Origin of the sequence: Kitasatospora sp. NPDC028055 (genome assembly GCF_040637885.1) — a bacterium.
Taxonomy (GTDB): domain Bacteria; phylum Actinomycetota; class Actinomycetes; order Streptomycetales; family Streptomycetaceae; genus Kitasatospora.
The window spans coordinates 13,000-31,851 of record NZ_JBEZXE010000075.1; the positions used below are offsets into that span (position 1 = coordinate 13,000).

General features: G+C 71.8%; 19 protein-coding genes. 3 read left to right on the forward strand and 16 right to left on the reverse strand.

Features of this window, described 5'->3' with window-relative positions:
• Positions 1 to 14: 14 nt before the first annotated feature.
• The 8 genes from aspS to AB0F71_RS37950 form a co-directional block, all read right to left on the reverse strand.
• The gene (aspS, locus tag AB0F71_RS37915) at positions 15 to 1,325 is read right to left on the reverse strand and encodes an aspartate--tRNA(Asn) ligase (protein ID WP_360245189.1); all 1,311 of its coding nucleotides are present in this window, start codon (positions 1,323 to 1,325) and stop codon (positions 15 to 17) included.
• A gap of 380 nt (positions 1,326 to 1,705) precedes the next feature.
• Positions 1,706 to 2,260 carry a PASTA domain-containing protein gene (locus AB0F71_RS37920; RefSeq protein WP_360245192.1) on the reverse strand — a complete coding sequence of 185 codons (555 nt, stop codon included), beginning with the start codon at positions 2,258 to 2,260 and terminating at the stop codon, positions 1,706 to 1,708.
• Positions 2,261 to 2,343: 83 nt separating this feature from the next.
• Entirely contained in the window at positions 2,344 to 2,883 is a 540-nt protein-coding gene (locus tag AB0F71_RS37925) for a SigE family RNA polymerase sigma factor (RefSeq protein ID WP_360245243.1), read from the reverse strand.
• A gap of 231 nt (positions 2,884 to 3,114) precedes the next feature.
• Positions 3,115 to 4,254: an FG-GAP-like repeat-containing protein gene (locus AB0F71_RS37930; RefSeq protein ID WP_360245195.1), complete on the reverse strand. Its 1,140-nt coding sequence runs from the start codon at positions 4,252 to 4,254 to the stop codon at positions 3,115 to 3,117.
• A gap of 83 nt (positions 4,255 to 4,337) precedes the next feature.
• A complete protein-coding gene (locus AB0F71_RS37935) occupies positions 4,338 to 6,431 on the reverse strand; it encodes a glycoside hydrolase domain-containing protein (RefSeq protein ID WP_360245198.1) in 2,094 nt (697 codons plus the stop codon).
• A gap of 183 nt (positions 6,432 to 6,614) precedes the next feature.
• Positions 6,615 to 8,051 carry a VCBS repeat-containing protein gene (locus AB0F71_RS37940; protein ID WP_360245201.1) on the reverse strand — a complete coding sequence of 479 codons (1,437 nt, stop codon included), beginning with the start codon at positions 8,049 to 8,051 and terminating at the stop codon, positions 6,615 to 6,617.
• Between the two features lie 103 nt (positions 8,052 to 8,154).
• Positions 8,155 to 8,430 (reverse strand): hypothetical protein, encoded by a 276-nt coding sequence (locus AB0F71_RS37945; protein ID WP_360245204.1) that lies wholly within the window; start codon positions 8,428 to 8,430, stop codon positions 8,155 to 8,157.
• Positions 8,431 to 8,467: 37 nt separating this feature from the next.
• Positions 8,468 to 8,683 (reverse strand): hypothetical protein, encoded by a 216-nt coding sequence (locus AB0F71_RS37950; RefSeq protein WP_360245207.1) that lies wholly within the window; start codon positions 8,681 to 8,683, stop codon positions 8,468 to 8,470.
• Positions 8,684 to 9,038: 355 nt separating this feature from the next.
• Between AB0F71_RS37950 and AB0F71_RS37955 the strand changes: the two genes are divergently transcribed.
• Together AB0F71_RS37955 and AB0F71_RS37960 are read left to right on the forward strand one after the other, a co-directional pair.
• The gene (locus tag AB0F71_RS37955) at positions 9,039 to 10,025 is read left to right on the forward strand and encodes a LuxR C-terminal-related transcriptional regulator (protein ID WP_360245210.1); all 987 of its coding nucleotides are present in this window, start codon (positions 9,039 to 9,041) and stop codon (positions 10,023 to 10,025) included.
• Between the two features lie 205 nt (positions 10,026 to 10,230).
• Entirely contained in the window at positions 10,231 to 11,010 is a 780-nt protein-coding gene (locus tag AB0F71_RS37960; RefSeq protein ID WP_360245213.1) for a VOC family protein, read from the forward strand.
• 57 nt (positions 11,011 to 11,067) lie between these two features.
• On the opposite strand, the gene hisF is transcribed toward AB0F71_RS37960, so the two are convergent.
• Genes hisF through hisD form a run of 8 tightly spaced genes read right to left on the reverse strand, consistent with a single transcriptional unit; the run spans position 11,068 to position 16,847 of the window.
• Positions 11,068 to 11,838, reverse strand: coding sequence for an imidazole glycerol phosphate synthase subunit HisF (hisF, locus tag AB0F71_RS37965; RefSeq protein ID WP_360245216.1), 771 nt, complete (start codon positions 11,836 to 11,838; stop codon positions 11,068 to 11,070).
• Positions 11,835 to 12,275 carry a RidA family protein gene (locus tag AB0F71_RS37970; protein ID WP_360245219.1) on the reverse strand — a complete coding sequence of 147 codons (441 nt, stop codon included), beginning with the start codon at positions 12,273 to 12,275 and terminating at the stop codon, positions 11,835 to 11,837. The genes hisF and AB0F71_RS37970 overlap by 4 nt, the downstream gene beginning before the upstream one ends.
• Positions 12,272 to 12,997 carry a bifunctional 1-(5-phosphoribosyl)-5-((5-phosphoribosylamino)methylideneamino)imidazole-4-carboxamide isomerase/phosphoribosylanthranilate isomerase PriA gene (gene priA, locus AB0F71_RS37975; protein WP_360245246.1) on the reverse strand — a complete coding sequence of 242 codons (726 nt, stop codon included), beginning with the start codon at positions 12,995 to 12,997 and terminating at the stop codon, positions 12,272 to 12,274. Before priA ends, AB0F71_RS37970 begins: the two co-directional genes overlap by 4 nt.
• Before the next feature lie 17 nt (positions 12,998 to 13,014).
• Entirely contained in the window at positions 13,015 to 13,650 is a 636-nt protein-coding gene (gene hisH, locus AB0F71_RS37980; protein ID WP_360245222.1) for an imidazole glycerol phosphate synthase subunit HisH, read from the reverse strand.
• A 31-nt stretch (positions 13,651 to 13,681) separates the two neighbouring features.
• Entirely contained in the window at positions 13,682 to 13,834 is a 153-nt protein-coding gene (locus AB0F71_RS37985; protein WP_360245225.1) for a hypothetical protein, read from the reverse strand.
• A complete protein-coding gene (gene hisB, locus AB0F71_RS37990) occupies positions 13,831 to 14,424 on the reverse strand; it encodes an imidazoleglycerol-phosphate dehydratase HisB (RefSeq protein WP_360245228.1) in 594 nt (197 codons plus the stop codon). Before hisB ends, AB0F71_RS37985 begins: the two co-directional genes overlap by 4 nt.
• Before the next feature lie 6 nt (positions 14,425 to 14,430).
• Entirely contained in the window at positions 14,431 to 15,543 is a 1,113-nt protein-coding gene (locus tag AB0F71_RS37995; protein WP_360245231.1) for a histidinol-phosphate transaminase, read from the reverse strand.
• Positions 15,540 to 16,847 (reverse strand): histidinol dehydrogenase, encoded by a 1,308-nt coding sequence (gene hisD, locus AB0F71_RS38000; RefSeq protein WP_360245234.1) that lies wholly within the window; start codon positions 16,845 to 16,847, stop codon positions 15,540 to 15,542. The genes AB0F71_RS37995 and hisD overlap by 4 nt, the downstream gene beginning before the upstream one ends.
• Positions 16,848 to 16,937: 90 nt before the next feature.
• Between hisD and AB0F71_RS38005 the strand changes: the two genes are divergently transcribed.
• A complete protein-coding gene (locus tag AB0F71_RS38005) occupies positions 16,938 to 18,515 on the forward strand; it encodes an oxidoreductase (protein WP_360245237.1) in 1,578 nt (525 codons plus the stop codon).
• Positions 18,516 to 18,852: the final 337 nt, after the last annotated feature.

Below are 18,852 nucleotides of genomic sequence, written 5' to 3' on the forward strand. Positions count from 1 at the left end.
CTCCCCCGGCCGTCCTACGGCGTGAGCCGGTTCGGGCCGCGGAAGAGGAAGCTGGCCTCGCGGATCGAGGGCAGGCCGAGCAGGACCATCAACACCCGTCCGAGGCCCATGCCGAAGCCTCCGTGCGGCGGACAGCCGTACCGGAACGCGTTCAGGTAGTCCCGCATCGGCTCCGCGCCCAGGCCCTTCTCGGCGGCCTGCTCCAGCAGCACGTCGTACCGGTGCTCGCGCTGGGCGCCGGTGGTGATCTCCAGGCCCTTCCAGAGCAGGTCGAAGCTCAGGGTCACGGTCGGGTCGTCGGCGGGGCGCCTGTGGTAGAAGGGCCGGATGCCGACCGGGTAGCGGGTGATGAAGGCGAACTCGTGCCCGGTGGCCTCCTTGAGGTGGGCCGCGATGGCCCGTTCGCCCTCCGGGTCGAGGTCGTCCTTGACGCCCTCCCGGTCCCAGCCGCCCTCGCGGAGGATCTCCTGCGCCTCGGCCATGGTGATCCGGGGGAAGGGCGTCGTGGGCACGGTGACCTCGACGCCGAAGTGCTCGGCGATCGCCTCCCCGTGCCGGTCCGCGACCTCGGCGATGGCGTGGGCGAGCATCCGCTCCTCGAAGGCCATCACCTCCTCGACGTCGTCGATCCAGGCCAACTCCACGTCCACGCCGGTGAATTCGGTGGCGTGCCGGGAGGTGAACGACGGTTCGGCACGGAAGACCGGCCCGATCTCGAAGACCTTGTCGATGCCGGCCGCGATCGCCATCTGCTTGAAGAACTGCGGCGACTGCGCCAGGTAGGCGCTGCGGCCGAAGTAGCCGACCTCGAAGACCTCCGCGCCGGACTCCGAGGCGGTGCCCATCAGCTTGGGGGTGTGCATCTCGGTGGCGCCCTGCGCGTGGGCGTACGCGCGCAGGCCCTGTTCCAGGGTGGTCTGGACAGCGAACAGCAGCTGCGCGGCGGGGCGGCGGCGCACGTCCAGGAAGCGCCAGTCCAGCCGCTGCTCCGGGCCGGTGCGGTCGTCGATCGGCAGTGGAGTGGCGGCCGGGTTCAGCACCTCGACCGTCTCGGGGACGAGCTCCAGGCCGCCGAGCTTGACCTGGGCCGCCTCGACGACGCGGCCGGTGATCCGCACGGCGGACTCGGGGGTGAGGGCGTCGAGCCTGGCCTCCAGCGGCCCGCCGTCCCGCCGGTGGGTCACCTGCACCAGGCCGGTGCCGTCCCGCACGACGACGAACTGCATGGCGCGCTGCAGGCGCAGGGTGTGCACCCACCCGCAGACGGAGACGGTACGGCCGACGTGTTCCCGCAGCTCGGAGACACGGACGCGGCTGTGGATCATTGAGGTCCTCCGAAGGACATCGTCATGATCCCTTGGGAGTGCGGGCGAGAAGGGTGACTCGCGGTACCACCGCACTTTCGCCGCCACCGGAGCGGCGGCCTCGTTCAGGCCCGGTGACGGGGGCCGGCCGGCGGGGCATTGGACCACCGGATGTGGGGTCGTTCCTCCCCGCGCTCAGGAGGGTCTTCGCCTCGGGGCGCGAGACCGCCTTCCCAGCTTCCGGCGGTTCTCTCTGCTCGCGTGTTCCCTGGCTACTCGTCTCCGTCGACGCGTTGCGCAGCAGCATACGAAGCGGGTGGCGGCAGCGGCAACCGAGAAACCCGCGCGGTCGCGGGGGCCCACCGGTGGTGCCGGTGGGCCCCCGCGGCCCGGTCGGCCGGTCAGCCCTTGGGGCGGCCCTTGGAGATGAACAGCTGGACCGTCTCGTTCGCCGCCACGGTACGCCCGGCCTGCGGCTCGGAGTTGACGACGGATCCGGCGGGCACCTTCCAGTCGGTGAGCTCGTGGACCTCGTAGCGCAGCCCGGCCGCGTCCAGCAGCCGGGTGGCGGCGTCCCGGGACAGGCCGGTGAGCGAGGGCACGGTCACCGTGGCGGCGCCGGGCGCGGGCGGGGCGGCGGGGGAAGGGGCGCCCTCGGTCGCCGTCGGCCCGCCGACGGGCGCCGGGGCCGAGGCCGATGCCGATGCCGAGACGGACGCGGGTGCGGAAGCCGAGGCGGAAGCGGGCGCCGACTGGACGGCCGGGGCCGGCCCGGTCCCCGACGGGCGGTCGCCGCCACCCGTCGATCCGGGTACGAGCAGGGCGGCGCCCGTCGCGATGACGGCCACCGCCGCCACCGCCGCGGCTCCGGTGAGCGCGGTGCGCCGGCGCACCGCGCGCCGGATCCCCACGGCGTCGATCACGGGGGCGGGGGCATCGTCGGCGAAGGCAGTCATGGCGGCGAGCAACTCCTGGTCGAAAGCGGAATCGGATGCGGGGCCGGATGCGGGGCCGGGGTCGTGGGGCGGGAAACGGATCATCACGCACCTTCACGCGAGGTCGACGACGCGGACGGGACATCCTGCCGAGGCAGCGCGGCCCGCAATTTCGCGAGCCCGCGGGCGAGTTGTGAGCGCACGGCGCCGGGAGAGATGTCCAGCGTCTGCGCGATCTCCTGGTCCCCGAGGTCGTGGAGGTAGTACAGGACGACCACGGTGCGCATCCCCATCGGCAGCGTGTGCAGCGCCGCGACGAGCTCCGCGCGCAGCTCCACCGACCGGTAGGCGTCGCGGGGATCGGGGCGCTCGACGCCGGGTTCCGGCGCGGGGCGCTCGCCCGAGCGGTGCAGCCGACGCCAGCGGTCGTTGGCCAGGTTCACCAGGATCCGACGGACGTATGCCTCGGGCACCTCCGCGCGCGTCACCCGCCGCCAGTGGCGGCAGGCCCGCTCCAGCGTCTCCTGCACGAGGTCCTCCGCGGTGTGGGCGTCCCCGGTGAGCACGTACGCCGTGCGGAACAGCGCGCCCGAACGCTGCTCCACGAACTCGACGAAGTCGATCCCGGGACCGGTCCTGCGCAGCCTCACCCGCGGCCTCACTCTCTCCCGCCGTCACTTCCACCCCCATGACGGCAGCCGGCCGCGCCCTGCTGCACGACCACCGCGGAAGTGACGCGGCTCACACCCGCCGACGCCCTGCCACCTCACCGCCGGCCACCCGACCGCCGATCACCCCACCGCCGGCGATCGACGACGGCGGGCCCGCCGGCCAGGGAGATCCCTGACCGACGGGCCCGCCGTCCGACCTTCGGCCTACCAGCCGCCGGTGCCGATCTCGGTGCGGGAGCTCAGCCCCTTGCCGGTGCCCTTGTAGAGGTAGAGCTTCCCGGTCTCACCGGGCGCGGACTCCACCGCTGCCAGGTCACCGATGCCGTCGCCGGTGAAGTCCGCCCCCGCGTAGTCGGAGATGCCGTTCCAGCCACCGCTGCCGATCTCCACCCGGTCACCCAGACCGTGGCCGTTGCCCGGGTACAGCCACAGCTTCCCCGTGGACGTCTCGGTCGCCACCAGGTCGTCCTTGCCGTCCTTGTTCATGTCCCCAGGGCTGACGATCTTGTTCATCCCGTTCCAGCCACTGGTACCGATCTCCACCCGGTCACCCAGGTACCCGCCGCGGCCGGGGTACAGCCACAGCTTCCCGGTCGAGTTCTCACTCGCCACGACATCGGCGACGCCGTCGCCGTTGAAGTCGCCCACCGCGGTGTTGTTCATGCCGTTCCAGCCGCCGCTGCCGAGCTCGATCCGGCCCTCGATGCCGTGGCCGTTGCCCGGGTACAGCCAGAGCTTGCCGGTCGACTTCTCGGTCGCCACGATGTCGTCCCCGCCGTCACCGTTCAGGTCACCGACCGCCAGGTTGCTCATCCCGTTCCAGCCACCGGTACCGATCTCCACCCGGCTGCCCAGCGTGCCCGACCCCGACCCCGGGTACAGCCACAGCTTCCCGGTCGACACCTCCACCGCGACCAGGTCCTTCTTGCCGTCACCGTTGAAGTCACCGGCCGTCAGGTTCGTCATCCCCGGGTCCGACGGGCCTGCCGGGTACGGGTCCGCATGGTCGGTCGACAGTCCGGTGCCGGGGCTGCATCCCCATGCGCCGGCTCCCTGGTCGGCGAGGATCTTCTCGGCGATCAGGATCTGTTCCTTCTTGGTCGCCTGGTGCGGATAGGCCGCGTACTGGGTGCCGCCGTAGTGCCGCCAGTTGTCCTCGGATATCTGGAGGCCGCCGTAGTAGCCGTTGCCGGTGTTGATGGACCAGTTGCCGCTGCTCTCGCAGGCGGCCACCTTGTCCCAGGTGCTGACCGACGCGGCATCGGCCGTGCCGGCGAGGCCGAGCGGTGCGAGGCTCAGCACGAGGACGGCCAGGCTCCTGCGCATGCGGGTGTGTGCGGACATGGGTGTTCTCCCCCTGGAATCGGTGTTGGCTGACGTTCGTTCAGTACTGCTTCGTTGCGTTCGACTTCGTTGGGTTCGACGGCTCACCAGCCGCCGGTGCCGATCTCGGTGCGGGAGCTCAGACCGTTGCCGGTGCCCTTGTAGAGGTAGAGCTTTCCGGTCTCGCCCGGCGCGGACTCCACCGCCGCCAGGTCACCGATGCCGTCACCGGTGAAGTCCGCCCCCGCGTAGTCGGAAATCCCGTTCCAGCCACCGGAACCGATCTCCACCCGGTCACCCAGACCACGACCCGTCCCCGGGTACAGCCACAGCTTCCCCGTGGACGTCTCGGTCGCCACCAGGTCGTCCTTGCCGTCCTTGTTCATGTCACCAGGGCTGACGATCTTGTTCATCCCGTTCCAGCCACTGGTACCGATCTCCACCCGGTCACCCAGACCATGGCCGTTGCCCGGGTACAGCCACAGCTTCCCGGTCGAGTTCTCACTCGCCACCAGGTCCTTCTTGCCGTCACCGTTGAAGTCGCCCACCGCGGAGTTGTTCATCCCGTTCCAACCACCGGAACCGATCTCCACCCGGTCACCCAGACCACGACCCGTCCCCGGGTACAGCCACAGCTTGCCCGTCGACTTCTCGGTCGCCACGATGTCGTCCTTGCCGTCACCGTTCAGATCACCGGCCGCCAGGTTGCTCATCCCGTTCCAACCACCGGAACCGATCTCCACCCGGCTGCCCAGCGTGCCCGACCCCGACCCCGGGTACAGCCACAGCTTCCCGGTCGACACCTCCACCGCCACCAGGTCCTTCTTGCCGTCACCGTTGAAGTCACCGGCCGTCAGGTTCGTCATCCCCGGGTCGTTCACCGAGGCCTTGGCGGCGACGTCGACGTAGTTCCGGTCGATGTTGATGGAGGTGCCGCCGTACGACTCCGTGACGTCGCCGGCGTACTGGTGGACGCGCTGGTGGTTGGACCAGTACCCCGCCGGGATGTAACTGTCGTCGGTGTCAGCGGCGTTGTTCCAGTTCGCCGACCAGGCCACGTCGGGGCGGTCGAAGCCGGACGAGTTGTACACGGCGACCATGTCCTTGATCCCGCTCGACGAGGAACTGTAGACGCCGGAGCGGAAGTTGAGCTCGTGAAGTCGACTGGTCCAGCCCGACAGGTAGTTCAGCACGTTGGTGCGGTAGCCGGGGGCATAGGCCTCCATGTCGACGTAGAGCACCGTGCCGCTGGTGAAGCCCAGGCCCTGGGCCAGGTTGACCGCGGCTTCCGCCGCCGCCCGGCCCTGGCCCTCGGCGTCCGAGGAGGAGATCCCCGCGGCCTGGGTGCCCGCGTAGATGGGCAGCAGGTGCCAGCCCGCACCGCTCTGCTCCGCGACCCACGACGCGGTGAGGTTGTTCTGCGCGCAGACCCGGGTCGGACCGCCGATGTAGATGCCCACGCCCCGGTAGGGCGAGGAGGCCCAGTCCGACATCGCGCCGGACGAAGGGGCGGCGCAGGCGTCGAACGCCTTGCCGGTGTAGCCGGTGCTCGGCGTCGCCGACGAGGCCTCCGACGCCGCGGCGGACGCGGCGGGCGCGGCCAGGGCGCCCGGTGCGGCCTTCGGCGACTGCGGCACCGGAACCGGGGCCGCGGTGGCGCCGCCCTCGATCGCCGCGGAGGCGAGGATGCGCTGCACCGCGGCGGCGGAGGAGGCGGCGTGGCTCGCCGTCACATAGACGCCGGCGCCCTCGAAGGCCACCCGCGCCTCCTGGCCGACGCTGTCCGGCAGGGACGGAACGCCGCGCCCGGCGGGCACCGCGACGGTGGTGAGGTCGGCCCGCTCGGCGGCACCGGCGAAGGTCTCGACGACCAGCGCGTCCGCCTTCTCCCCGATCAGGTGGGTCGGGCAGTTCTGGTCCGCGCCGGGGTGGCCGAGGTAGACGGTGTTCCGGTCCAGCCGGACGCAGGTGTCGGGGGCCTGAGCCAGGTCGACCACCGACCAGCTCGACGGCACCTGGAGCGAAAGCCCCTGGTACGTCACGGTCTTGACGTTCTGACCGACAGCGGAAGGATCAGCCGCCGACCCGGCGACGACGGGCTCGGCCGCCTGGGCGGCCGGGCTCAGCGGCAGGGCGGCGGTGAGCGCGCCGGCCGCCACGACGAGCGAGGCGACGCCCCTCAGACGGTGGTGGTTCACGGATCTCTCCAAGCAGACGGGCACGGCGGAGCCGCCCGGGGACGGATCCGGGCAGGGCGGCACGCGGCGGGGGGAAGGCGAACGAGGGAAAGGTGGGTGGGCGGGGTGGGCCCGCACGGTGATCGCGGGCCCACCCCGGTTGCGGCGGCCGACCGGGCGAGGTCGGCGGAGCCGCTACGCGGTCTACCAGCCTCCGGTGCCGATCTCGGTGCGGGAGCTCAGCCCGTTGCCGGTGCCCTTGTAGAGGTAGAGCTTCCCGGTCTCGCCCGGCGCGGACTCCACCGCCGCCAGGTCACCGATGCCGTCACCGGTGAAGTCCGCCCCCGCGTAGTCGGAGATGCCGTTCCAACCACCGCTGCCGATCTCCACCCGGTCCCCCAGACCACGACCCGTCCCCGGGTACAGCCACAGCTTCCCCGTGGACGTCTCGGTCGCCACCAGGTCGTCCTTGCCGTCCTTGTTCATGTCACCAGGGCTGACGATCTTGTTCATCCCGTTCCAGCCACTGGTACCGATCTCCACCCGGTCACCCAGACCGTGGCCGTTGCCCGGGTACAGCCACAGCTTCCCGGTCGAGTTCTCACTCGCCACCAGGTCCTTCTTGCCGTCACCGTTGAAGTCGCCCACCGCGGAGTTGTTCATCCCGTTCCAACCACCGGAACCGATCTCCACCCGGTCACCCAGACCACGACCCGTCCCCGGGTACAGCCACAGCTTCCCCGTCGACTTCTCGGTCGCCACGATGTCGTCCTTGCCGTCACCGTTCAGATCACCGGCCGCCAGGTTGCTCATCCCGTTCCAACCACCGGTACCGATCTCCACCCGGCTGCCCAGCGTGCCCGACCCCGACCCCGGGTACAGCCACAGCTTCCCCGTCGACACCTCCACCGCCACCAGGTCCTTCTTGCCGTCACCGTTGAAGTCACCGGCCGTCAGGTTCGTCATCCCCGGGTCCGACGGGCCGTCCTCGCGGATGGACTTGTTGCGGACCGGCACGAAGGTGCCGTAGCCGGGGTAGTACGGGTAGGGGATCTCGCGGTAGTGGACGCCGCTGCCGGTGAACTCGTAGCCCATGTAGTGGTCGGAGTCGGTCCACTTCTCGAACAGCACCACGTGGCCGCTGGCCCCGCTGTTGTCGTTGAGCAGCGCGTCGCCGGCCTTGAGGTCGCCCTTGCTGATCCCCTCGGTGACGCCCTGCGGGCCGAAGGTGTCGGTGGTCAGCGAGTCGCCGAGCTTCCAGGCCATCGAGACGTAGCCGGAACAGTCGGTGCGGTACCCGTCGTGCGAGCCGGTCCAGCTGTAGTCGAGGCCGATGCCGACCCAGGTCTTGGCGCGCTGGATCGCCTCGCTCCGGGAGACCGCGGGGGCCAGCACCGAGGCGGCGGCGGACGAACCGTCAACAGAGGGCGCCTGGAAGGCTCCTGCGCCCTTGCCGGCGCCGACCGGCTGGCCGGCGCCGCCGTACTCGCCGCCCGCGACCGCGGTGGCGGTCGTGGCGGCGGCCGCGGGGGCGGGTTCGGCGGCGAACGCGGCGCCGCCCTGGACGAACAGCCCGAGCGACAGCGAGCCGGCCAGGCCGAGGGCGACGGCGGACGTGCGGAGATAGGCCTTGCGGGACATGAGAACTCCTGGAAAGGGCATTCGGAGGACCGGTGCGGCGAAGGGCGCCCGGATCACCGGCAGAGGAAGCGCCGGAGGAACTCCGGCAGGATGTGGACGGCCGTCAGCCGGCGACGGAGAGACGCCAGGACCGGAAGACCGGAGACCGCGAGAGGGCGGCGGAACAGATGGCCAGCGAATGGGCGGGGGCGTTGTCGCCGCTTCCGCCGCTGGTGAAGATGATGAGGTCGATGGAGTCCTGACGGACTCTCGACTGGACGTGCTCCAGGCCGCCGCAGGGATCTGCGTGGGCCCAGAGCACGTCCTTGAGGACATGGGCGTCGGCCCCGGTGGGCGGACGCGGGTCGGGGCTCGTCAGGGTGAGACGGACAATGTGCATCGGGCTCGGTCCGCGTGGCCGGCGCCGACGGCAGTGGTCACTTCTTGCTGTCCCAGCTGATGCTGCCCGGGTCGCCCAGGCCGGGCTTGCCGGTCCCGCTCGGGGTGGGCACGCCCGTGCCGGGGTCGCTCGCCGCGGACACGCCCGCCACGGTGACCGGTGCGGTGGCGGCGGCGGTGACGGCCGGCAGAGCGAGCGTGGCCACCACTGCCGCAGCCGCGAGGACACCGGAAACGCGAGCGGAGATCCGCATGGAGAACAACCCCCTGGTTGATGGTCGATCAGTTTCGTCGAACGGGCGACGGCTGCTTTCCCGTCTCCCACCGGCCCGGGGCTCGGCGCCCCTGCGGCTCGGTGATCCCTATCCTGCAAGCCCGACCGGCGCTCCGGAAGGCCTTCCATGAGGCACCATCAGGCCTGGCACCATCGCGCCACCCCAGCCCCGGCTCTCCACCTCCGCCTCAGCGGTCCGGGCCGCCACCGCCACCACACCGGCTCCTCCGACGGTCCGTCAGCTCTCCTTGCACGCACGTGTTCGAACTGTGAGAATCACGCAGGTGGCCTTGACGTTTGCCGGGCCGCCCGCATCGCCGCGACCGGGGGGAATCGTGCTCGAAGTACTCGGACTGAACCCGACGGCGGAAGCCGTCTACACCGCCCTGCTGGTCGAGCCCGGCTGCGGGGTCGCCGACCTCTGCCGCCGGCTCGGCCTCTCCGAGACCACCGTCAGGGAAGCCCTCGACCAACTCGCGGACCTGACGCTGCTGCGGCCCTCCCAGGAGGTGTCCGGCGCGCTGCGCCCGGTCAGCCCGGCGGTCGGTCTGGAGGCCGTCCTCCGCCGCCAGGAGGACGAGCTGGCCCGCCGCCAGCAGGAGCTGGCCGCCAGCAAGGCGGCCGTGGCCCGGGCCGTCGCCGCCTACGCGGACCTGGTGCCCAACACCGCCTCGGACGCCACCGAGCGCCTGGTCGGGATGGACGCGATCCAGGCCAAGCTCGAGATGCTGGCGCGCGGCCTCCAGGAGGAGTTCCTCGCCGCGATCTCGGGCGGGGCGCAGTCCCAGGCCAGCATGGACGCCGCCCGCCCGCTCGACCAGGACGCCCTGGAGCGCGGCGTCGCCATGCGGACGCTCTACCAGGACAGCGTCCGCAACGACCAGGCCACCCACGCGTACGCCCAGTGGCTCACCGAGCTCGGCGGCCAGGTGCGGACGGCGCCCCTGCTGCCGCCCCGGCTGCTGGTCTTCGACCGGCGCACCGCCGTCGTCCCGATCGACCCGACGCGGACCAGGCTCGGGGCGCTCTGTACCAGCGAGCCCGGTCTGGTGGCCTCCCTGGTCGCCCTGTTCGAACAGGCCTGGTCCACCGCCGTACCGCTCGGCGCCGACCAGCCCACGCATCACGACACCGGCCTCACCCCGTCCGAACGCGACCTGCTCCGCCTGCTCGGGACGGGCCTGACCGACGAGGCCGCCGGCAAGCGGCTCGGCATCTCGCTGCGCACCGTGCGTCGCCAGATGTCCGCCCTGATGGAGCGGCTCGATGCCACCAGTCGCTTCGAGGCCGGCCTCAAGGCGGCGCAGCGCGGCTGGCTGTAGCCGGCGCCCGGCCACGCCCTGCGGCGCCCCGCAGCCCCGCCGACCGGCCGCCCCGCCGCCCCGCCGCCCGACGGCCCAGCCGACCGGGCGCGCCCCGGCTGCGGATGCCAGTACCCGGGTGCAGACTCTCAGGTGGCCGGGGAGGGGGCGTGCGCGCGCCCGACGGAACCGCCCCGGTCACTCTCCATCGAAGGGGCACCACCTCATGCTCACCACCGACTTCCCCATCGGCTCGCCCTGCTGGATCGACCTCGGCACCCCGGACATCCCGGCCACCGCCGCGTTCTACGGCAAGGTCTTCGGTTGGACGTTCCAGGAGGTTCCCGAAGCGGGCGGTTACGGGTTCCTCCAGGCGGGCGGAAAGACCGTCGGCGCGCTCGGCAACCTCGACGCGGGCGCCCGGTCCGCCTGGACGACGTACTTCCGCACCGCCGACGTGGAGAAGACGGTCAAGGCGGCCGAGCAGTCCGGTGCCACCGTCCGGGTCCCGCCGATGGACGTCATGCAGGAGGGCCGGTTCGCCGCGCTGACCGATCCGCAGGGCGCCGAGTTCGCGGTCTGGCAGGCCGGGAACACGGTCGGCCTGGACACCGTGTCCGAGGACAACACGCTGGTCTGGTCCGAGCTGCACACCAAGGACCAGGACGGCGCCTTCTCCTTCTACCACGGGCTGTTCGGCTGGCGGGTGGAGAACTTCGAGCCGTCCCCGGGGATGAGCTACCGGGTGATCTCCACCGCCGAGGGCGACCAGCAGCAGACGAGCTTCGGCGGCATCGCCCCGACGATGCAGCCGGACCAGCCGTCCGCCTGGACACCGTACTTCGCCGCCAACGACGTGGACGCGCTGATCCGCAAGGCGACGGCGGCCGGCGGCCAGGTGCTGATGGCGGCCGAGAACGTGCAGAACGTCGGCCGGATCGCCTGGCTGGCGGACCCGAACGGCGCCCCGTTCGCCCTGATCAAGGGCGAACCGCGCGAGTCGTGAACACGCGTGAGGGCCCGCCGCACACCGGCGACGGGCCCTCTTCCACGACAGCGCAGGTCACCGCACCGGGTGCCCGGCCTCCCGCAGCGCGTTCTTGACCTCGCCGATCCGCAGGTCCCCGAAGTGGAAGACGCTGGCCGCGAGGACGGCGTCCGCGCCGGCCTCGACGGCCGGGGCGAAGTCGGCGAGCTTGCCCGCCCCGCCGGAGGCGATGACCGGCACCGACACCGCCTTGCGCACGGCCCGGATCATCTCCAGGTCGTAGCCGTCCTTGGTGCCGTCGGCGTCCATCGAGTTGAGCAGGATCTCGCCCGCGCCCAGCTCGGCCGCCCGGCCGGCCCATTCGACGGCGTCCAGGCCGGTGCCGCGGCGCCCGCCGTGGGTGGTGACCTCGTAGCCCGAGGCGGTCTCCACGCCCTCGGCGCAGCGCCGGGCGTCGACCGACAGCACCAGCACCTGCCGTCCGAAGCGCTGGGCGATCTCGCGGATCAGCTCGGGCCGGGCGATGGCCGCGGTGTTGACCCCGACCTTGTCGGCGCCGGCCCGCAGCAGCTGGTTCACGTCGTCGACGGCGCGGATGCCGCCGCCGACGGTGAGCGGGATGAACACCTGCTCGGCGGTGCGGCGGACCACGTCGTAGGTGGTCTCGCGGTCGCCGGAGGAGGCGGTGATGTCGAGGAAGGTCAGCTCGTCGGCGCCTTCGGCGTCGTAGAGCTTGGCCATCTCGACCGGGTCGCCGGCGTCGCGCAGGTTCTGGAAGTTGACGCCCTTGACCACCCGCCCGGCGTCCACGTCCAGGCAGGGGATGACACGTACGGCGAGGGTCACGGCTGCTTGCCTTCCAGGGCTTCCAGGGTCGTTGCCAGCCCGGTGCGGTACGCGTCGAGCTCGACCTCGACCATCATCCGGGAGTCGATCAGCCCGTCGACCACCACCATGGTGGCCACCGGGCGTGCGGCGTCGAAGAGTCGGCGGTGGGCGCGGCCCACCTCCTCGGCGTCGCGGGCGTGGGTGATGTACATCCGGGTGCGGACCACGTCGTCCGCGGTCAGGCCGTACGCGGCGAGGGCCGAGAGCCCGACGCCGAACGCGGCGAGGGTCTGCCGGTACGGGTCGCCCTCGTGCTCGATCCGGCCGTTCACCCAGGCGGTGGACCCGGCCACGTGCACGTGGTCGCCCGCGGCGACCGCCCGGGAGTAGCCGAACTCCTCCTCCCAGGGGGAGAAACCCGTCACCCGGCCGCGTACGATCCGACCTTCCGTCATCCGGAAACCGCCTCCAGGGCCTCTTCGAGGGTGAACTTCTGCTCGTAGAGTGCCTTGCCCACGATGGCGCCCTCGACACCCAGGTCGACGAGACCGGCGATGGCGCGCAGGTCGTCGAGGGAGGAGACGCCGCCGGAGGCGACGACGGGGCGGTCGGTGGCGCCGCAGACGTCGCGCAGCAGCTGGAGGTTGGGGCCGGTGAGGGTGCCGTCGCGGTTGACGTCGGTGACGACGTAGCGGGCGCAGCCCTCGGCGTTCAGCCGCTCCAGGACGTCGAAGAGCTGGCCGCCGTCGCGGGTCCAGCCGCGGCCGCGCAGGGTGGTGCCGACCACGTCCAGGCCGACGGCGATCTTGTCGCCGTGCTCGGCGATGGCCTTGGCGACCCACTCGGGGGCCTCCAGGGCGGCGGTGCCGAGGTTGACCCGGGTGCAGCCGGTGGCGAGGGCGCGGGCGAGCGACTCGTCGTCGCGGATGCCGCCGGACAGCTCGACCTTGAGGTCCAGCCGGCCGGTGACCTCGCGCAGCAGCTCGTAGTTGGTGCCGGTGCCGAAGGCGGCGTCCAGGTCGACCAGGTGGAGCCACTCGGCGCCGGCGTTCTGCCAGGCGAGGGCGGCGGCCAGCGGCTCGCCGAAGGAGGTCTCGGTGCCGGAGGCGCCCTTGACCAGGCGGACGGCCTGGCCGTCGCGGACGTCGACGGCGGGCAGCAGCTCAAGGCTCATCAGTAACAACTCTCAGACGTTCAGAGGGTGTTGACCCAGTTGGTCAGCAGGGCGGCGCCGGCGTCGCCGGACTTCTCGGGGTGGAACTGGGTGGCCCAGAGCGGGCCGTTCTCGACCGCGGCGACGAACGGCTGCCCGTGCGTGGCCCAGGTGACCAGCGGCGGGTTGATCCGCGCGCTGTGGGTCTCCAGCTCCCAGTGCCGCACGCCGTAGGAGTGCACGAAGTAGAAGCGGGTCTCCGGGTCGAGGCCGGCGAACATCCGGCTGCCCTCGGGCACGTCCACGGTGTTCCAGCCCATGTGCGGGACGACCGGGGCGTCCAGCGGTTCGACGGTGCCGGGCCACTCGTCGCAGCCGGGCGTCTCCACCCCGTGCTCGACGCCCTTCTCGAAGAGGATCTGCATGCCCACGCAGATGCCCATGACCGGGCGGCCCCCGGCGAGCCGGCGGCCGATGATCCAGTCACCGCGGACGGACCTGAGGCCGCGCATGCAGGCCTCGAAGGCGCCCACGCCGGGGACGAGCAGGCCGTCCGCGGCCATCGCGGTGTCGTAGTCGGAGCTGACCGTGACGTTCGCCCCGGTCCGCTCCAGGGCGCGCTGCGCGGAGCGGAGGTTGCCGGAGCCGTAGTCGAGGACGACGACGTTCTTGCCCATGTTCAGGTGTCCAGTCTCTCTGCTACGGGTGTTACAGGCGCATGAGGCCGGAGCCCAGGCACATCACGGCCCCGATGGCCAACACCAGGATGACGCCCTTCGGGAGCTTCTGCTTCCAGAAGGAGATCACCCCGCCCGCCAGGAAGAGGCCGACGAAGAGGAGGATCGTCGCGGACTTGTTCACAGCGCACCCTTGGTCGAGGGAAGGATTCCGGCCGCGCGCTGGTCCCGCTCGGCGGCGTAGCGCAGCGCCCGGGCCAGTGCCTTGAACTGGCACTCCACGATGTGGTGCGCGTTGCGCCCGTACGGGACGTGCACGTGCAGCGCGATCTGCGCCTGGGCCACGAAGGACTCCAGGATGTGCCGGGTCATCGTGGTGTCGTAGCTGCCGATCATCGGCGCCATGCCCTCGGGCTCGGTGTGCACCAGGTAGGGCCGGCCGGAGAGGTCGACGGTGACCTGGGCGAGCGACTCGTCCAGCGGCACCGTGCAGTTGCCGAAGCGGTAGATGCCGACCTTGTCGCCGAGCGCCTGCTTGAAGGCGGCGCCGAGCGCGAGGGCGGTGTCCTCGATGGTGTGGTGGGTGTCGATGTGCAGGTCGCCGTCGGTCTTGACGGTGAGGTCGAACAGGCCGTGGCGGCCGAGCTGGTCGAGCATGTGGTCGTAGAAGCCGACGCCGGTGGAGATGTCGGTCTTGCCGGTTCCGTCGAGGTCTATCTCGACCAGGACGGAGGTCTCCTTGGTGGTGCGCTCGACGCGTCCGATGCGGGACATGAGGGGTTACAGCTCCTTGATCACATTACGGACGGCGTCCAGGAAGGCGTCGTTCTCGGCGGGCGTGCCGGCGGTGACGCGCAGCCACCCGGGGACCCCGTTGTCACGGACCAGGACACCCCGGTCGAGGATGGCCCGCCACACGGCGTGGGTGTCGGCGAAGCGGCCGAACTGGACGAAGTTGGCGTCCGAGTCGGTCACCTCCAGGCCCATCCCGCGCAGCGCGTCCACCAGCCGGTCGCGCTCCTGCTTGAGCCGGCCGACGTACCCCAGCAGGGTGTCGGTGTGCTCCAGGCAGGCCAGCGCGGTGGCCTGGGTGACGGCCGACAGGTGGTACGGCAGCCGGACCAGCTGGACGGCGTCGACCACGGCCGGGTCGGCGGCGAGGTAGCCGAGGCGCAGCCCGGCGGCGCCGAAGGCCTTGGACATGGTGCGGCTGACCACCAGGTTGGGGCGGCCCTCGACCAGCGGCAGCAGCGAGGCGCGGTGCGAGAACTCGACGTACGCCTCGTCCACGACCACCAGGCTGGGCCGGGCGGCCTGCGCGGCCTCGTACAGCCGCAGGACGGTCTCCGCCTCGACGGCCGTCCCGGTCGGGTTGTTCGGCGAGCAGATGAACACCACGTTCGGCCGGTGCTCGGCGATCGCCGCGAGGGCGGCGTCCACGTCGATGGTGAAGTCGTCGTCGCGGGGGCCGGAGATCCAGGCGGTGCCGGTGCCCCGGGAGATCAGCGCGTGCATCGAGTAGGAGGGCTCGAAGCCGAGCGCGGTGCGGCCGGGGCCGCCGAAGGTCTGCAGCAGCTGCTGGAGGACCTCGTTGGAGCCGTTGGCGGCCCACACCTGCTCGCGGGTGACCGGGAAGCCGGTGGTGCGGGTCAGGTACGCGGCGAGGCCCTCGCGCAGCTCGACCGCGTCCCGGTCGGGGTAGCGGTTGAGGTGGCGGGCGGCCTCGGCGACGCGCTCGGCGATCCGGGCCACCAGCTCCTCGGGCAGCGGGTACGGGTTCTCGTTGGTGTTCAGCTGGACGGGGACGTCCAACTGCGGGGCGCCGTACGGGGACTGGCCGCGCAGCTCGTCCCGGATGGGCAGGTCGTCGATACGGGTCGTACGGATGGTCACGTGCCCGGCACCGTCCAGTCGAAGCGAGCCTTGACGGCGTCCCCGTGCCCGGGGAGGTCCTCGGCTTCCGCCAGGTTGACCACGTGCGCGGCGACGTCCGCCAGCGCCTGCCGGTCGTACTCGACGACCTGGACGCCGCGCAGGAAGGTCTGCACCGACAGCCCGGAGGAGTGGCAGGCGCAGCCGCCGGTCGGCAGCACGTGGTTGGAGCCGGCCGCGTAGTCGCCCAGCGAGACCGGGGTCCAGCGGCCGATGAAGATCGCGCCGGCGTTGACGACCTTCGCCGCGACCGCGTGCGGGTCGCGGGTCTGGATCTCCAGGTGCTCGGCCGCGTAGGCGTTGACCACGGCGAGGCCCTGCTCCAGGTCGTCGACCAGGATGATGCCGGACTGGCGGCCGCCGAGCGCCTCGGCGACCCGCTCGCCGTGCTTGGTCCGGCCGACCTGGGTGACCAGCTCGACCTCGACCGCGTCGGCCAGCTCCGGGGAGTCGGTGACCAGCACCGAGCCGGAGGTGGGGCCGTGCTCGGCCTGGCTGATCAGGTCGGCGGCGACGTCGCTCGGCAGCGCGCTGTCGTCGGCGAGGACGGCGATCTCGGTCGGGCCGGCCTCGGAGTCGATGCCGATCCGGCCGGCGAACAGCCGCTTGGCGGCGGCCACGTAGATGTTGCCGGGGCCGGTGACCATGTTCACCGGGGCGCACTCCTCGGTGCCCAGGGCGAACATCGCGACCGCCTGGGCGCCGCCGACGGAGTAGACCTCGTCCACGCCGAGCAGCGCGCAGGCCGCCAGGATGGTCGGGTGGACCCGCCCTCCGAACTCCTTCTGCGGCGGCGAGGTCACCGCGATGCCCCGGACGCCCGCCTCCTGGGCCGGCACCACGTTCATCACCACGGAGGACGGGTAGACCGCCAGCCCGCCCGGCACGTACAGGCCGACCCGCTCGACCGGCACCCAGCGCTGGGTGACCGTGCCGCCCGGCACCACCTGGGTGGTGTGCCCGGTGCGGCGCTGGTCGGCGTGCACGGCCCGGGCGCGGCGGATCGACTCCTCCAGCGCGGCCCGCACCTTCGGGTCCAGCGTCTCCAGGGCCTCGGTCAGCTGCTCGGCGGGCACCCGGGTGGACTCCAGCCGGACGCCGTCGAAACGCTCGGTGATCTCGATCAGCGCCGCGACCCCGCGATGGCGTACGTCCTCGGCGATCGGCCGCACCTTCTCCAGGGCGGCCGCCACGTCGAACTCGGCACGGGGCAGCAGGGCACGCGGGTCGTCCAGCGAGCCGCGGAGGTCGATTCGAGAGATCACGCCACCCAGTGTAAGGAGTGGCCGGAACGGGTGGTCCCGCATTTCAGTCCGTGATACGAAAGGCGAGACGACCGGGGGGACGGGGAAACGATGGCGGAGAGTGCTCCGGAGAGCTGGACCGACACCGAGCGGGAGCTCTGGGAGGCCTTCCGCGAGGGCGAGGTCTTCGACCTCCGGTGTGGCCGGACCGACATCGACGACCCCTTCGGGGACACCGTCTGGGGCCCCGAACGCACGGTGAGCGCCGAGGTCCTCGCCCACCTCCTGCTGGCCGGCCCGCGGCCCACCGCCGGGCGGGTCGCCTCGCTGCGGATGAGCGGGGTGTACGTCACCGGCGCGCTCAACCTGGCCGGCGGCCACATCGACCGGTACGTCGAACTGCGCGGCTGCCGCTTCGAGCACAAGATCCTCATCTCGGAGGCCTCGGCCACCACCCTGCGGATGGTCGACTGCCTGATCCCCCGGCTGGAGGCCTCCCGGCTCGCCACCACCGGCGACGTCCACCTGGCCCGCTGCCGGATCCCCGACGGCATCCGGCTCACCGACGCCAAGATCGGCACCGACCTGCTGCTCAACCTGGCCGTCATCGGCGGCGACCGCTACGGCCGCGCGGTGTCCGCCGACGGGATCACCGTCCACCAGGACTTCGAGGCCGAACGCCTGGAGACCCGGGGCGAGTTGAGCGTCCGCACGGCCCGAATAGGCGGCCGCTTCTCGCTCCGCGGCGCCCAGCTGCACGCCGACCCGCAGAACCGGGTCTGCCTCAACGCCGTCCGGCTCAACGTCGGCCACACCCTCTACCTGACCAGCTCGGCCGACGGCGGCTGGTTCGGCTCCCGCAGCTACTACGGCTCCGGCTACGGCCAGAGCCCCCCGCCCGACGCGCCCAGCACCCCGTTCCGCGCCTACGGCCAGGTGCGGCTCTCGGACGCCCGCTTCGACGCCGCCTGCCTGATCTCCGGCGAATTCCACCTGGAGGGTGACGACGAGCTCTCGCTGCGCCGCATCCACACCCCCGAACTCCGGTTCACCTGCAAGATCCGGCCCACCGGCACCGTCTCCCTCTCCCGCGCCCGGGTCGGCAACCTGGTCGACACCCCGGACGCCTGGCCGCTCGGCAAGCACCTGCGGCTGACCGGCTTCGTCTACGAGAACCTCCGCCCGGTCGGACAGTTCACCGTCCAGCAGCGGATCGCCTGGCTGGAGGGCTCGGCGGTCGAGTTCCAGCCGGAGTCCTACGAGCAGCTCGCCGCCGCGCTGCGTCGCGACGGCGCCGACGACGACGCCCGCGAGGTGCTGTACGCCAAGCAGCGCCGCCGCCGGGAGACCCTGCCACTGCCCGCCCGGGGCTGGGGCCTGGTCCAGGACGTCACCGTCGGTTACGGCTACCGCCCCGGCCGCGCCGGCCTGTGGCTGCTGCTCACCTGGGCCCTCGGCAGCATCTGGTTCGCCACCCACCCGCTGGACCCGCTCAAGGCCGACGAGCAACCCCACTGGAACGCGGTGCTCTACACCCTCGACCGGCTGCTGCCCATCGTCGACCTCAACCAGGGCGCCTGGAACCCCGGCGGCGCCAGCCAGTGGATCGCCGCCGGCCTCGTCGTCGTCGGCTGGCTCCTCGCCTCCACCGTCGTCACCGGCGCCACCCGCCTCCTCCAACGCGGCTGACCCCGGCCCCGCACCACCCGTCACCGCTCCATCGCCGCCTTCTGCAGCGGACTTCTACTCATTCCACCCCGCCGCGCCCTGAAATCACAGAAGCAACGGCGGCCCCGGCCAAGTCGGCCGGGGCCGCCGAAACCAGAGCCAACACTTCTCACTCCACTCAGAAAGTTAACCAGCGAGCCCATGAGAAGAGGAGCGAGAACATCACCAAGAATATTCAGATACTTCACCGCCCCGCCGCGATAAAAATCGCGGCGGGGCGGAATTAGACCACAGCGACTTGGAATAGATCAGAAAACCCCCCCCCCGGGGGGGGGGGGGGGGGGGGGCGGGGGCGCCG